We start from the raw sequence: 13,556 nt of genomic DNA, 5'->3' as shown, positions 1-13,556 counted from the left end.
AGAATAACGCGTCTCAGGTGCGGACCTGAGACGCGACAAGCTGATTACTTCACTTCGACGACGTTCAGACGCAGTTCATCCAGCTGACTATCTTCTTCTTCCGGCTGCCAGCCAACGGGCTGTAGTGGCAACTCTTCGCGGTCAAACGCCAGATCGCCACCGTCAATCACTTCACCGCCGTGAGTCAGGCCTTTGAAATCGAACAGGTTGATATCGCTCAGGTGCGATGGCACCACGTTCTGCATGGCGCTGAACATGGTCTCAATGCGGCCTGGATAGCGTTTATCCCAGTCGCGCAGCATATCCGCAATCACCTGACGTTGCAGGTTCGGCTGCGAACCGCACAGGTTGCATGGGATAATTGGGAAGCCTTTCGCTTCAGAGAAACGCTCGATATCTTTTTCGCGGCAATAAGCCAGCGGGCGAATAACGATATGCTTGCCGTCGTCGCTCATCAGCTTTGGCGGCATGCCTTTCATTTTGCCGCCGTAGAACATGTTCAGGAACAGCGTCTGCAGGATGTCGTCACGGTGGTGGCCCAGCGCGATTTTGGTTGCTCCCAGCTCCGTGGCGGTACGGTAAAGAATACCGCGGCGCAGGCGCGAGCAGAGCGAGCAGGTGGTTTTCCCTTCCGGAATTTTCTCTTTAACGATGCCGTAGGTGTTCTCTTCGACAATCTTGTACTCAACGCCGAGCTTCTCCAGATACTCTGGCAGAATGTGCTCCGGGAAACCCGGCTGTTTCTGGTCGAGGTTTACCGCGACCAGGCTGAAGCTGATAGGGGCGCTCTGCTGCAGATTACGCAGAATTTCCAGCATGGTGTAGCTGTCTTTACCGCCGGACAGGCAAACCATAATGCGGTCACCGTCTTCAATCATGTTGAAGTCAGCAATGGCCTCGCCCACGTTACGACGCAGGCGCTTCTGTAACTTGTTCAGATTGTATTTTTCTTTTTGGCTAATTTCTTGATTTTGTTGCATTTAATGGTTACTCAAAAATCCAAATGGAAAATCAGGTCGAACGCAGCGTCTTCCCATCCATTTGATTTGCGATAAAAGACCTGTCTCGCGCTGACCGGTCGATAGCGAATCAGCGAATATGTGGCGTGTATGGTACGGATTACGGCGGCGAATGTCAGCACGTTTTACAGCAGCAGGCCATCTTGTGACCGGGTTACTTATAGAGGGGTAAGCTTTTGCACGTTGCCGGCTATCCACTATTTACCGTAGGTATTAAGATGCGGATGTATACAAAATGGTCGTAATGTTTATGATGCTCTTTTTTCAGCAATAACGAACCGGGATCAGAATATGCATAAACACTGTGGTATGGCGTTGGGGATATTTATTATTGCCGGATGTAGTGTCCATTCTAAGCCCGCCGTCACCGGTCCAGCGTCCACGACTCAAGCACCAAAAAGCATTATGGAATATGTCGTGGCTGCCCGGTCTGCAGTGCAGGAGTCCTTTTTTGAAGTGGACAAATATAAAGGGCAGTCCTGCCAGGTTGATGTTGAGCAGCCGGTAGGCGGAAAGATTAAAGCGGTAAATATTAAAACCGGCGATTTACCCTTATGCCGAGCCGCAGCAGCGGCGATTAATCTCTCCGCGAAGAACGGCAAGTTTCCTGATAAACCTGAAGGTCTACCCGAGAGTATACCTTTCGACTTTATTCTCTAGACGGTAATGCGCTAAGCGCCGTGCGGTATAGAGTAATAAGGTGCAATTCGCCAGGAGACGGGAAATTCGCTATCATCCGTGACCACTCTCTACGCTGGTCGCCCGATGTCCGTCATTAACGATACCTTTATTGCGCCGCCCTGTTCAGCCGAAATAGACGTTCTCTATCAGGATGAGCATCTGCTGATTATCAATAAGCCCGCGGGGCTGTTGAGCCTGTCAGGCAAGAATCCCCTGAATCTCGATTCAGTGCACTACCGACTGGTACACGATTTCCCTGGCTGCACGCTGGTACACCGTCTTGATTTTGGTACATCAGGCTTGATGGTGGTGGCGCGCAATAAAGCGATTAACGCTGCGCTTTGTCAGCAGTTCAGCCAGCGCAGTGTGAGTAAGGTCTACAGCGCGCTGTTGTGTGGGCATCTGGCGGATGACGAAGGCGTTATTGATGCGGCGATAGCGAAAGATCCGGCACGGTTCCCGCGCATGTCTATCTGCCCAGAGCGGGGGAAACCGGCGCGATCCCATTATCGCGTCGAAGAGCGGTTTTTCCAGCTGGGGGAAGAGGGGACTCAATTACCGCTGACGCGGGTCACTTTAACGCCAGAAACCGGACGTACGCATCAGTTGCGTATTCACTGTCAGCAGTTGGGCCATCCAATTCTGGGTTGCGATCTGTACGACGGTTTGCTGATGCCAGGCGCAGAATGCGCACCCAGGTTGATGCTGCACGCCAGCGAGCTCAATTTTGTTCACCCCGTCAGCGGTGAGAGCGTCAATGCGCGTCATGCTAGCCCGTTTTAGACATTAAAAAAGCCCGTGAGGGCTTTTGGTCAGATGTACGCGAGATGGCGCTTACCACATAAGATCGTCAGGAATTTTGAAATCAGCGTACGGATCGTCTTCATCCTGTACTTCCTGGCTTAGGGTGCTGTGCAGAACAATGCTGCTGGCATCGCGCTGGGCGATTTTTTCCGCCACAACCGCAGGGATAATCGCATATTCGCTATCGCCGTTGCTCTGGGTGGCCAGACGCGCGATGGCGAGACGCCCGTTAATCAACTGGGTCTGCGTCAGCTTATCGACCGTGATTTTTTTGATAATGCTGCCGTCGGTAAAGTTAAAGCTAATATCGCCGCGGCCCGGCATGACGCGGTTCATTTCAATCAGCTGTTTAACCTGCGCTTTATACTCTTTGGATAACACGGCCTGCTTTTGCTGCTCGCTAAGCAGTTTATCGCGCTCAACCTGCGCCTTTTTATTCTCTTCGACCGCTTCTCTTGCCTCACGAGCCTGAACGCGCGATTTTTTCGCCGTACGCTGAACCTTGGCCACTTTTTTACTGGAGACTAATCCCGCTTTTAGCATCTGCTCTTGTAAGGTAAGTTTTGTCATTTTCGCTTCTGAATAGGATGAATAATGGCGGGGATTATACCCGTAATTTTTGTCACGATGCCAGATTATAGGTCTCGAGTGGCGCGTTGTCCGACGTCCGCTTGGCATTTCGCGCCTTTAATGCCCTGTTATTCATTGTGGTGATGAATGCGTAGCCGCATAATAGCGGCCAACCTCCGCAGGTGCGGGGTTAAGCGCCAGCTTTTTCTGGTGATGAAGGAAACACAATGGAAAGGCGTAACTTTCTGAAAGGTGCCGCGGCACTCTCCACCCTTGGGCTGGTGAGCCCGGTTTTTGCCAAAACCGAAGCCGTCGCAAAGCCTGCCGTCTCGTCTTCTGGCAAATCACGCCGTTTCGTGATGACCCAGACCTACAGCCTTAAGGCCCCGCAGGGATCTTCCGGCAAGGTCAACTTGTGGATCCCCATCCCTGAAGATACTGCCTTCCAGCAGCTGCTTGACCTCTCCTTTAGCGGCAACTATCAAAGCGCTACCCTCAACGCCAATAACCGCTACGGGGCGAAAGTCCTGTTTGTGACCTGGCCTGCCTCCAGTGGCCCGATGGAGATCAAGGTCGAAATGGAGATTGAAACCCGCGATTGGGAAGTGCTGAAAGAAAACCGTCTTGCCGACTGGCAGTTGCCGGTGGAAGGCGCGGTGATCCCTGATGAAATCAAGCCGTTCCTGCAGGCGACGCCCCATATTCCCGTTGATGGTCTGGTCAAAGAGACCGCGCTGAAAATTATCGGCAGCGAAAAAGCGCCGCTGAAGCAAGCGCGTCTGATTCATGACTGGGTGAGCACGCATATGCACCGTGATGATGCGGTCATTGGCTGCGGTACCGGTGACGTGGGTGAGATCCTGAAAACCGGCAAGCTGGGCGGTAAATGTACCGATATCAACTCGGTATTTGTGGCGCTGTGCCGCGCGGTCGGGATCCCGGCGCGGGAAATGTTCGGTATCCGCCTCGGCGCGAGCCGCAAGCTTGATGGCTACTCCAAAAAAGCCTTCGGCAGCGCCGACGCGCAGGGCGTGGCAAAAGTCAGCGGCGGCCAACACTGTCGCGCGATGTTCTGGCTGGCCGGCTTCGGCTGGATGCCTGCCGATCCGGCGGACGTCACCAAAATGCGTCTGACCGAGAAAAAAGAGAACGGCGACCCGGCGGTGACGGCGGTAAACGACTATCTGTTCGGCAACTGGGAGATGAACTGGGTGGGCTTCAACCACGCGCGTGATTTTGCGCTGTCGCCAGCTGCAGAGCAGGGTGACGTCAACAACCTGGGCTATCCGTATGCCGAGGTGGATGGCGACCCGCTGAACTTCTACGATCCTGCGGCGTTTAGCTACGATTATGTCAGCGTCGAACAGCATTAAGGGCGGTGTCCTGACGCTACTGGCGGCGATCGTCGCTGCCGGTGCCTCGACGCTGTGCTGCATTGGGCCGCTGCTGTATCTGCTGTTTGGCATCTCGGCGGCGGGGCTGGTGGGTATTCCCGGCGCGTCCTGGCTGCAGTTCCCGATGATCGTCGTTGCGGTAGGGCTGATGGCGCGCGGATTCTGGCGTTTGCATTTGTCGTCGAAGCCGGTGTGCGTCAATGTGGTGAGCCGTCGGGTACTGGTGTGGCTTTACTGGCTGTCGGTACCGCTGGTGCTGGCGCTTATCACCTATCCTTATGTTCTGCCCTGGATTTGGGAGTGGATGGAATGAAAAAAGCAGTATGTCTGGCGTTGATGCTCGTTACGCCGCTGAGCTGGGCCGCCGATAAGCTGGTGACCATTGATATTGGCGAGATGAACTGCCCGCTGTGCGTGATTTCAATTAATCAGGCGTTGCGTACGACCGATGGGGTGATTAAGGCGAAAGCGTCGCTGAAAACGCGTCAGGCTGAAGTGGTGGTGCCGGAGAGTTTCGATAACCAACAATTGCTGGCGGCGATTGCCAAAACCGGGTTTAAGGGTGAAATTCACGGGGAAAGTGCGGTGCAGTGAGGCCGTGCTGACGTGGTAAAAAAGAAAACCCGCTGTCGCCAGCGGGTTTTTTGTTGCATTAGAACTGGTAAACCAGACCCAGTGCAACAACGTTATCGGTGTTGATACCGTTATCCTGATAGAAGGAATCGTTACCGTCCAACAGGTTGATTTTATAATCAACATAGGTGGACATGTTTTTGTTGAAGTAGTAGGTTGCGCCCAGATCCAGGTATTTAACCAGGTCTTTGTCGCCGCCAGTATAGTAAACGCCACCGTCGTGAGTTGCACCCAGATCCTTACCTTTAGACTGCAGGTAAGAAATTGCTGGACGCAGACCGAAGTCGAACTGGTACTGTGCAGTCACTTCATAGTTCTGAGTTTTATTTGCAACGCCGTTGAGATTACCGTACGGAGTCATGTTGCGGGTTTCAGAATACATGGACGCCAGATAGATATTGTTAGCGTCATATTTCAGACCAACGGTCCATGCATCAGCTTTATCGCCACCAGCATTGCTGTTGGTGATCTGGTCGCTAGTACGATCGGACGTTGCGTATGCAGCTGCAGCGCTTACGCCCATACCCAGATCGTAAGAGGTGGACATACCGAAGCCGTCACCGTTGTCTTTACGGGTATTGCCATCGCTACGGTTGTTGGTGCCAACGTCGCTTTCGCCGCTCTGGTTTTCGTTTTTACCCTGGTACTGCAGAGCAAAGTTCAGGCCATCAACCAGACCGAAGAAATCGTTGTTGCGGTAGGTAGCCACACCGTTAGCACGACCAGTCATGAAGTTGTCAGCGTTAGTGTAGGAGTCACCGCCGAATTCTGGCAGCATATCGGTCCAACCTTCTACGTCGTACAGCACGCCGTAGTTACGACCATAGTCGAATGAACCGTAGTCGCCGAACTTCAGACCGGCGAAGCCCAGACGGGTCCATGCGTTGTCGGTGTTGCTTTCGGTGTCATTTGCCTGAACGTTATATTCCCACTGGCCATAACCAGTCAGCATATCGTTAATCTGAGTTTCGCCTTTAAAACCGAAACGAACGTAGCTCTGATCGCCATCGTTGCTGGAGTTGCTGGAGAAATAGTGCAGACCATCTACCTTGCCATAGATGTCTAATTTGTTGCCGTCTTTATTATAAACTTCTGCGGCATGAGCTGCGCCTGCTGCTAACAGCGCAGGGATAACGAGGGCCAGTACTTTTCTGTTCATTGAAATTATTCCTTTAGTATTTTTATTCGCGCACTTCCACTCAAATGGAGGAAGTAAGGCAATGCTAAAGGAGACCTATCGGAGATGGTAAATAACATTTGTTACAACATAAGTAAAATCTAAAGAATATAATTCCTATGAAATGATAATAATTTTGATGAATGATTTTCTTTAAAATATATAAAATAAAAATTATACAAAGAATATTCCCTGCCGTAAGCTATCTGCGTTATATGCCTTTTTGTCACACAACGTATTTAAGTTGCCGTGTGTCATTTACCTTCTTCGTCATATGAAATGACAAGCCCGAACCCTCATTCGGGCTTTTTTTATTCCTCTTTTTTGATCTTTTTTTCATGGGCTTAGCAAAAATTCCATTGACGTCAAACCGTGGCCTGGATGATGAATGGCCATCTGTTCTTGCGCAATTAATGCGCGACTAATTTGCGCGTGGCGATTGGCGAATTTAAATAAATGATGAAAAATGAAGGGGAGTGAGAAGGGTGTTTTGTGTGTAGAGAATATTCTGACACACGGTAATAAAACTATTCCTGATACTTTGTTAAGGATAAGAAGAAGGTATTTTATCCATATCCGATTAAATAGTGTGATCGAGTGCATAAAAACAAATGTAACGGTGCTGGCTAAATGGGCCGTTATTTTACATGCAAAAAAACCGCCTTCATGTTGAAGGCGGTTATTGGTCAATCTACTTATTCCTGCGGCGTTGGCTTCTCAGCCTTCCCCGCCAGCTGTGCGAGGAAGTCGTAGCGCTTCTGCAAATCTTCCGCCGCGTCTTTCCACAGCTGCTCGGCCACTTCCGGTTGCTGGCTGTTCAGACGACGGAAGCGCTGCTCGTTCATCAACGTTTCTGCTAACGCGTCTGACGGTGGGCGAGAGTCCAGCGCCAGCGGGATTTTCCCTTCATCAGCGCGACGCGGGTCGAAGCGGAACAGCGGCCAGAAGCCGGTAGCGGTAAGCTGGCGCATCTGATCGTGGCTCAACGCCAGATCGTAACCGTGCTCTTCACAAGGGCTGTAGGCGATGATCAGTGACGGACCCGGATAAGACTCCGCTTCCTGAATCGCTTTCACCGTCTGGTTGAGCTGCGCGCCGAGTGAAATCTGCGCCACATAAACATGCCCGTACATCATCATGCTGACGCCCAGATCTTTACGCGCTTTACGCTTGCCGTGCTCGCCAAACTTGGTGACCGCACCGAGCGGGGTCGCTTTAGAGGCCTGGCCGCCGGTGTTGGAATAACACTGGGTATCCAGCACCAGAATATTGACGTTCTCGGTCAGGCTCATCACGTGATCCAGGCCGCCGAAGCCAATATCGTAGGCCCAGCCGTCGCCGCCAATCAGCCAGATAGATTTCTCGACCAGCGCATCGGCATCGGTCAGCAGCTCTTCAGCACCCTCAACACCTTTCAGTGCAATACGAAGCTGTGAGACCTGTTCGCGACGGACATCCGGCGTGGCATCGGCGTGCAGCGCGTCGTTCAGCTCAGTCGGGATATGTTCGGCAAAACCGTCCAGTAGGCGCATCACGCGCTGGCGATGCTGATCGACCGTTAAGCGGAAGCCCAGGCCAAACTCGGCGTTATCTTCAAACAGCGAGTTGGCCCACGCCGGGCCGCGACCGTTGGCATCGGTGGTGTACGGCGTGGATGGCAGGTTACCGCCGTAGATAGAAGAACAGCCGGTGGCGTTGGCAATCAGCATGCGGTCGCCGTACAGCTGGGTCAGCAGCTTGATATACGGCGTTTCGCCGCAGCCGGAGCAGGCACCGGAGTATTCAAACAGCGGGGTAATCAACTGCGAGGTCCGAATATCGATACGCTCCAGCTTGCTGCGGTCAATTTCCGGCAGGTCGAGGAAGAAGTCATAGTTCACTTTCTCTTCTTCAACGTGCTCCAGGCGGGACATCATATTGATGGCCTTGATGCTTGGATCCTGACGATCTTTCGCCGGGCAGACTTCCACGCACAGGTTACAGCCGGTGCAGTCCTCAGGCGCCACCTGCAGGACGTATTTCTGGCCGCGCATATCGCGGGACTTCACGTCCAGAGAGTGCAGGGAAGCCGGGGCGTTTTCCATCTCTTCCGGAGAGACCACTTTGGCACGAATCGCCGAGTGCGGGCAGGCGGCGACGCAGTGGTTACACTGGGTACAGAGACCCTCTTTCCAGATGGGGATCTCTTCGGCAATGTTGCGTTTTTCCCAGCGGGTGGTACCCACCGGCCAGGTACCGTCCGGCGGCAGTGCGGAGACCGGCAGCGCATCGCCAAGCCCGGCGAGCATCGCGGCCGTGACGGTTTTGACGAAATCTGGAGCGGCGTCGGACACCACCGGCGGGCGGTTCGGGCTGGTAGCGTTGACCTGCTGCAATGGCACTTCGAACAGTGACTCGCGTGCCAGCGCCAGCGCCTGCCAGTTACGCTCAACCAGATCCTGACCTTTACTGCTGTAGCTTTTAGCGATGGCGTTTTGCAGCTCCATCAGCGCGCTATCACCCGGCAGAATTTGCGTCAAATGGAAGAACGCCATCTGCATTACGGTATTAATACGCGCGGCCAGTCCGCATTCACGGGCGATTTTCGCCGCGTTAATCACGTAGAAGCGCGCTTTTTTCTGGTTCAGTACGGCCTGCACTTCCTGCGGCAGACGTCCCCATACTTCATCGGCGCTGTAAGGGGTATTGAGCAGGAAAATACCGCCGGGCTTCAGGCGCTCGGCCATCTGGTATTTGTCGATAAACTGCAGCTGGTGGCAGCCCACGAAATCGGCCTGCGCCACCAGGTAGGCGGAGCGAATGGGCGTATCGCTCACGCGCAGGTGAGAAACCGTCAGACCGCCGGCCTTTTTGGAGTCGTAGACGAAGTAACCCTGCGCAAACCACGGCGTCGAGTTACCGATGATTTTAATGTTGTTCTTGGTAGCCGAGACGCTACCGTCACTACCAAGGCCGTAGAACAGCGCTTCCAGACGCGCGCGCGACGGCAGCGTGTTTTCCGGCAGCGGCAGGGAGAGGTTGGTGACATCGTCGTAAATGCCGACGGTGAAGCGCGGTTTTGGTTTCGCTTCCGATAATTCATTAAAGATAGCCAGCACGCAGTCCGGACCAAACTCTTTTGATGACAGGCCGTAGCGGCCGCCAATCACGCGAGGTAAGGTTTCACGCTCGCCCTGATTGAACGCTTCCGCCAGCGCGGTCATCACGTCGAGGTATAGCGGTTCGGCCATTGCGCCAGGCTCTTTGGTACGGTCGAGCACCGCCACGCTGCGCGCGCTTTCCGGCAGTGCCTGCAGTAAATGCTGAGCGGAGAATGGACGATAGAGACGCACTTTCAGCACGCCGACTTTCTCGCCGCGGGTCAGCAGTTCATCCACCACCTCTTCACAGGTACCGATGGCGGAGCCCATGATGACAATCACGCGCTCGGCCTGCGGATGGCCGTAGTACTCGAACGGCTTATAGTGGCGACCAGTGGCGTCGGCGAAATCAGCCATCGCCTGCTCAACGTGGTCATAGACCGCGTTGTACCACGGGTTAGTCGCTTCGCGAGACTGGAAGTAGGTGTCCGGGTTTGCGGAGGTACCGCGAATCACCGGGTGTTCTGGGTTCAGCGCGCGGGCGCGGTGTGCGGTGATTTCATCCTGCGGCAGCAGGTCGCGAATGGTGTTATCCGACAGCGGTACGATTTTGTTGATTTCGTGCGAGGTGCGGAAGCCGTCGAAGAAGTGAATAAACGGCACGCGGCTTTTCAGCGTGGAGATATGTGAAATCAGCGCAAAGTCCTGCGCTTCCTGAACGCTACCGGCACACAGCATCGCACAGCCGGTCTGGCGGATAGCCATGACGTCGGAGTGGTCGCCGAAAATCGACAGCGCGTGGGTCGCTACGGTTCGGGCTGCAACGTGCAGGACAAACGGGGTCAGCTGACCGGCCAGTTTGTAAAGCGTAGGGATCATCAGCAGCAGACCCTGCGATGAGGTGAAAGAGGTCGACAGCGCACCGGTTTGCAACGCGCCATGCACGGCGGCAATGGCGCCGGCTTCAGACTGCATTTCGACCACGCGTGGGACATCGCCCCACACGTTTTTAAGTCCATTCCCCGCCCAGGCATCGGCCTGCTCGGCCATGGTTGAACTCGGCGTGATCGGGTAAATGGCGATGACTTCACTGGTTCGGAACGCCACCGAGGCGACCGCACCATTACCGTCAGTTGTGATCATTGGTTATGACACCTTACATTGCGCAGAAAAGTGGCCCACGGGCATCCCGAAGACCGGAAATTTATCCTTAATAGACACATCGCTCTTGTCGATGATGTTAGGTGAAGTTTAGCAAACCCCGCGCTGAATCATTTTTGCTTTTGTGTCCTTGGGGCGCGTCTATATCAATGACGCGAATGTTTTTAGCCACAAAATTGCCAGAAAATGTTTCTAAGGTGCATAAATGCGCGTTTCCTCTCTCGACGAGCGCGGCTGCGCTGCCTATGATGCATAGGTTTGTTCCTATTTTTGCGATTCGGAGGGAAGTGATGCGAGCTGCTTTTTTTGTGGGGTGTGCGGCGCTTTTATTATCCGCGTGTAGCAGTGAACCTGCTCAGCAGGCAACGGCGGCACACGTGACGCCAGGGATGAGAGCGGCAATGTCCAGCTCAGGCGAAGCAAACTGCGCGATGATCGGTGGGTCGCTCTCCGCCGCCCGCCAGCTGGATGGCTCCAGCATTGGCATGTGCGCGCTGCCGAACGGTAAACGTTGCAGCGAGCAATCGTTGGCGGCGGGAAGCTGCGGTAGCTACTGAGAATTAATGCACCAGGTCGGCGAGCTTAAAGATGAGCGTCTGGTCGGCCGTTGCTAGCGTTAACTGTTGTTCGGTTAAATCGACCTGGGCGCCCTGACGCAACATGGTACTCAGCGTGGCGTCGAGTTGGTTCAGCTGCGCATCGCTACAAATCTTGCGCGTCGTCGTCAAATCGGATGCTTTTAGTTCACCGTTGCTGATTTTTGCCGTGCCGGAGAAGCGGTTGCACATCTCGCCGGACAGATAAATATGGTTCAACAGCGGCTGCTTTTCACCAAAGCTCACGTCAAGCGGAGTATCACTGCTATTGATGGTTTTGCCATTCACGCTTTCCAGTACGAAGCGGTGATGCTGGAGCTGTTCGCCGCCGGTAGACATTTTGCTGTTATAGACGCAGCCTGAAAGCAGAGCGGCTGCGGCCAGCAGGAATAACATTTTCTTCATTGCTTGAGACTTCTTATAAATATATTGATCAGGTGAATGCTACTGAGGGGTTACTGTACAGCCGGAGAGGGCTGGGGGACTTGGCGGAAAATGCTTCCCGGGCGGGTGGCTGACGTTATTAGTCAAATTCTTAGTGGCGGTTATAAGAGGCGGGGATTGATCAGGGGAGCTACTTTTGGCTTTATCGCGTTGTTGCGCTCCCTTCCAGTTCTAGCCATATAAACTGCGCGGGCGCAGGGAGCGCGCAAGGGGCGGCCAATCGCCGCCGCCCCCTGCACCCCCGGGCTCTGGCGGCAAAATCGCCGCTGCGCGGTTCCCTCAGCTTATCCCTTCCGGCTTCGGGTCGGGCGCGAGTTCACATCCATGTGAACCACGCCCTCAGCCCACATCCATGTGGGCTGACCCGGCCTACAGGGAACGCTTCGGCGATTTAGACGCCACCAAAAACCGTGCGGTCTTTGAATTTATCGAAAAACAAAACAAAGGCTTCTGAAACGGCAGAGTCCCCGCTGGAAATCGGCGAGCCGTAGCACGGAAGACAAGGTCAGACCGCCATGGATGGCGGACTGAGGCGAAGCGAGACAGGACAAAATTGCCGGGAGCAATTTTGAACAACGCTTGCGTTGGCCCCGAAGGGGCGAGGCCCATGGATGGGCCGAGTAATCTCGAGTTTCGCCGTGCCGCAGGCTGGAGTCGTAGGGGAGCGCAGTGCGAAGCACCGATTTCCCTGCGGGGCCGCGGGGATTGCGAAGGGGTGCGCGGCCGCACCCCTTGGCCCGTTCACCGGTGATGGAACTTCATATTCCACCTAACGTAAAGTGAACGGAACCCTTCACCAAACTGACATATATTCAGTCGTTTTCCACAACCCATGTGGAGAACGCACAACGAATCAAGCAATAGCGTTAGGGCAATCAGCCCCAGTATCAATCTGGCGCAGGTTCTCCAGCGTCGTCTCCGAAATGCTGGTCAGCGCCTCCGCCGTCAGGAACGCCTGGTGGCCGGTAAACAGTACGTTGTGACAGGCTGACAGACGGCGGAACACATCGTCCTGAATCACGTCGTTAGACTTATCTTCAAAGAACAGATCGCGCTCGTTCTCGTACACGTCCATCCCCAGCGCGCCAATTTTCTGCGTCTTCAACGCTTCAATCGCCGCCTGGGAATCAATTAACGCACCGCGACTGGTGTTGACGATCATCACGCCGTCTTTCATCTTCTCAAACGCGCTCGTGTTGAGCAGATGATAGTTATCCGCGGTCAGCGGGCAGTGCAGCGAGATAACGTCCGACTCGGCGAACAGCGTCGGCAGGTCAACGTACTCTACGCCCAGTTCCAATGCCGCGGCGCTTGGATACGGGTCAAACGCCAGCAGACGCATACCAAAACCTTTCAGAATGCGCAGGGCGGCAACGCCGATTTTACCGGTACCGATCACCCCAGCGGTTTTACCAAACATGGTAAAGCCGGTCAGGCCTTCCAGCGAGAAGTTAGCATCACGGGTACGCTGATAAGCACGGTGAATACGACGGTTAAGCGTCATCATCATGCCGATAGCGTGTTCAGCAACGGCTTCCGGTGAATAGGCCGGAACGCGAACCACGCGCAGACCCAGCTCTTTTGCCGCATCGAGGTCGACGTTATTAAAGCCCGCACAGCGCAGCGCAATATACTTCACGCCGATTCTTTTCAGCTCTTCCAGAACCGGACGGCTGCCGTCATCGTTGACGAAAATACAGACCGCTTCACAACCGTGGGCGGTTTTCGCGGTTTTTTCCGTCAGCAGGAAATCAAAAAATTCAAGTTCAAAGCCATATGTCTCATTAACATTTTGCAGGTACTTTTTGTCGTACTGCTTGGTGCTGTAAACGGCGATTTTCATAAGACTTTTCTCCAATGATTTTGGCGTTAATTTAGCACATTTCAAAAAATCTTACAAAATATAAAAATATTTTGAAGGCTAAAGTTACGTAAAGAAACTATCACCAGTATACGCGGATAATTGGCAGGGGAGAAATCACTGTCTCAATCAGAAT

12 protein-coding genes are annotated in these 13,556 nt (G+C 53.9%); 6 read left to right on the top strand and 6 right to left on the bottom strand.

Translation table 11 applies throughout. The features are described from left to right. Window positions 1-44: 44 nt before the first annotated feature. The gene (ttcA, locus tag V6944_RS06600; RefSeq protein ID WP_333498346.1) at window positions 45-980 is read right to left on the bottom strand and encodes a tRNA 2-thiocytidine(32) synthetase TtcA; all 936 of its coding nucleotides are present in this window, start codon (window positions 978-980) and stop codon (window positions 45-47) included. A gap of 330 nt (window positions 981-1,310) precedes the next feature. On the opposite strand from ttcA, the gene V6944_RS06595 reads away from it, so the two are divergent. Both V6944_RS06595 and V6944_RS06590 read left to right on the top strand, forming a co-directional pair. Next, complete coding sequence (locus tag V6944_RS06595) at window positions 1,311-1,679, top strand: cell envelope integrity protein TolA (protein WP_333498345.1); 369 nt, start codon at window positions 1,311-1,313, stop codon at window positions 1,677-1,679. 105 nt (window positions 1,680-1,784) lie between these two features. Continuing rightward, window positions 1,785-2,483 carry an RluA family pseudouridine synthase gene (locus V6944_RS06590; RefSeq protein WP_333498612.1) on the top strand — a complete coding sequence of 233 codons (699 nt, stop codon included), beginning with the start codon at window positions 1,785-1,787 and terminating at the stop codon, window positions 2,481-2,483. 51 nt (window positions 2,484-2,534) lie between these two features. On the opposite strand, the gene V6944_RS06585 is transcribed toward V6944_RS06590, so the two are convergent. Then, entirely contained in the window at window positions 2,535-3,074 is a 540-nt protein-coding gene (locus V6944_RS06585; protein ID WP_333498344.1) for a DUF2058 domain-containing protein, read from the bottom strand. Between the two features lie 227 nt (window positions 3,075-3,301). On the opposite strand from V6944_RS06585, the gene V6944_RS06580 reads away from it, so the two are divergent. Genes V6944_RS06580 through V6944_RS06570 form a run of 3 tightly spaced genes read left to right on the top strand, consistent with a single transcriptional unit; the run spans window position 3,302 to window position 5,062 of the window. After that, entirely contained in the window at window positions 3,302-4,447 is a 1,146-nt protein-coding gene (locus V6944_RS06580; RefSeq protein ID WP_333498343.1) for a transglutaminase-like domain-containing protein, read from the top strand. Continuing rightward, window positions 4,425-4,781: a hypothetical protein gene (locus V6944_RS06575; protein WP_115074230.1), complete on the top strand. Its 357-nt coding sequence runs from the start codon at window positions 4,425-4,427 to the stop codon at window positions 4,779-4,781. The genes V6944_RS06580 and V6944_RS06575 overlap by 23 nt, the downstream gene beginning before the upstream one ends. Next, window positions 4,778-5,062 carry a heavy-metal-associated domain-containing protein gene (locus V6944_RS06570; protein WP_333498342.1) on the top strand — a complete coding sequence of 95 codons (285 nt, stop codon included), beginning with the start codon at window positions 4,778-4,780 and terminating at the stop codon, window positions 5,060-5,062. The genes V6944_RS06575 and V6944_RS06570 overlap by 4 nt, the downstream gene beginning before the upstream one ends. 58 nt (window positions 5,063-5,120) lie before the next feature. Here the strand turns inward: V6944_RS06570 and ompC are convergent, their stop codons facing one another. Beyond that, window positions 5,121-6,260: a porin OmpC gene (gene ompC / locus V6944_RS06565; protein WP_333498341.1), complete on the bottom strand. Its 1,140-nt coding sequence runs from the start codon at window positions 6,258-6,260 to the stop codon at window positions 5,121-5,123. Window positions 6,261-6,973: 713 nt separating this feature from the next. Further along, window positions 6,974-10,501 carry a pyruvate:ferredoxin (flavodoxin) oxidoreductase gene (gene nifJ / locus V6944_RS06560; RefSeq protein ID WP_333498340.1) on the bottom strand — a complete coding sequence of 1,176 codons (3,528 nt, stop codon included), beginning with the start codon at window positions 10,499-10,501 and terminating at the stop codon, window positions 6,974-6,976. A 308-nt stretch (window positions 10,502-10,809) separates the two neighbouring features. Here nifJ and V6944_RS06555 point away from each other — a divergent pair, with 308 nt between their 5' ends. Next, window positions 10,810-11,076, top strand: a complete 267-nt coding sequence (locus tag V6944_RS06555; RefSeq protein WP_220439790.1) for a putative hemolysin — start codon at window positions 10,810-10,812, stop codon at window positions 11,074-11,076. Between the two features lie 3 nt (window positions 11,077-11,079). Here V6944_RS06555 and hslJ read toward each other — a convergent pair whose 3' ends face one another. Both hslJ and V6944_RS06545 read right to left on the bottom strand, forming a co-directional pair. Continuing rightward, on the bottom strand, window positions 11,080-11,520 hold the full coding sequence (hslJ, locus tag V6944_RS06550; protein ID WP_333498339.1) for a heat shock protein HslJ: 441 nt from the start codon (window positions 11,518-11,520) through the stop codon (window positions 11,080-11,082). 892 nt (window positions 11,521-12,412) lie between these two features. Next, on the bottom strand, window positions 12,413-13,402 hold the full coding sequence (locus tag V6944_RS06545) for a 2-hydroxyacid dehydrogenase (RefSeq protein ID WP_333498338.1): 990 nt from the start codon (window positions 13,400-13,402) through the stop codon (window positions 12,413-12,415). Window positions 13,403-13,556 lie beyond the last annotated feature (154 nt).

The organism is Kluyvera sp. CHPC 1.2972, from assembly GCF_036759925.1.
Classification (GTDB): Bacteria; Pseudomonadota; Gammaproteobacteria; order Enterobacterales; family Enterobacteriaceae; genus Kluyvera.
Note: the sequence above shows the minus strand (reverse complement) of the source record. Positions and strands in the feature narration are given on the sequence as shown.

Coding starts and splice junctions, on each gene's coding strand:
- ttcA (WP_333498346.1), bottom strand. CDS start 980: ATGCAACAAAATCAAGAAATTAGCCAAAAAGAAAAATACAATCTGAAC.
- V6944_RS06595 (WP_333498345.1), top strand. CDS start 1,311: ATGCATAAACACTGTGGTATGGCGTTGGGGATATTTATTATTGCCGGA.
- V6944_RS06590 (WP_333498612.1), top strand. CDS start 1,785: ATGTCCGTCATTAACGATACCTTTATTGCGCCGCCCTGTTCAGCCGAA.
- V6944_RS06585 (WP_333498344.1), bottom strand. CDS start 3,074: ATGACAAAACTTACCTTACAAGAGCAGATGCTAAAAGCGGGATTAGTC.
- V6944_RS06580 (WP_333498343.1), top strand. CDS start 3,302: ATGGAAAGGCGTAACTTTCTGAAAGGTGCCGCGGCACTCTCCACCCTT.
- V6944_RS06575 (WP_115074230.1), top strand. CDS start 4,425: ATGTCAGCGTCGAACAGCATTAAGGGCGGTGTCCTGACGCTACTGGCG.
- V6944_RS06570 (WP_333498342.1), top strand. CDS start 4,778: ATGAAAAAAGCAGTATGTCTGGCGTTGATGCTCGTTACGCCGCTGAGC.
- ompC (WP_333498341.1), bottom strand. CDS start 6,260: ATGAACAGAAAAGTACTGGCCCTCGTTATCCCTGCGCTGTTAGCAGCA.
- nifJ (WP_333498340.1), bottom strand. CDS start 10,501: ATGATCACAACTGACGGTAATGGTGCGGTCGCCTCGGTGGCGTTCCGA.
- V6944_RS06555 (WP_220439790.1), top strand. CDS start 10,810: ATGCGAGCTGCTTTTTTTGTGGGGTGTGCGGCGCTTTTATTATCCGCG.
- hslJ (WP_333498339.1), bottom strand. CDS start 11,520: ATGAAGAAAATGTTATTCCTGCTGGCCGCAGCCGCTCTGCTTTCAGGC.
- V6944_RS06545 (WP_333498338.1), bottom strand. CDS start 13,402: ATGAAAATCGCCGTTTACAGCACCAAGCAGTACGACAAAAAGTACCTG.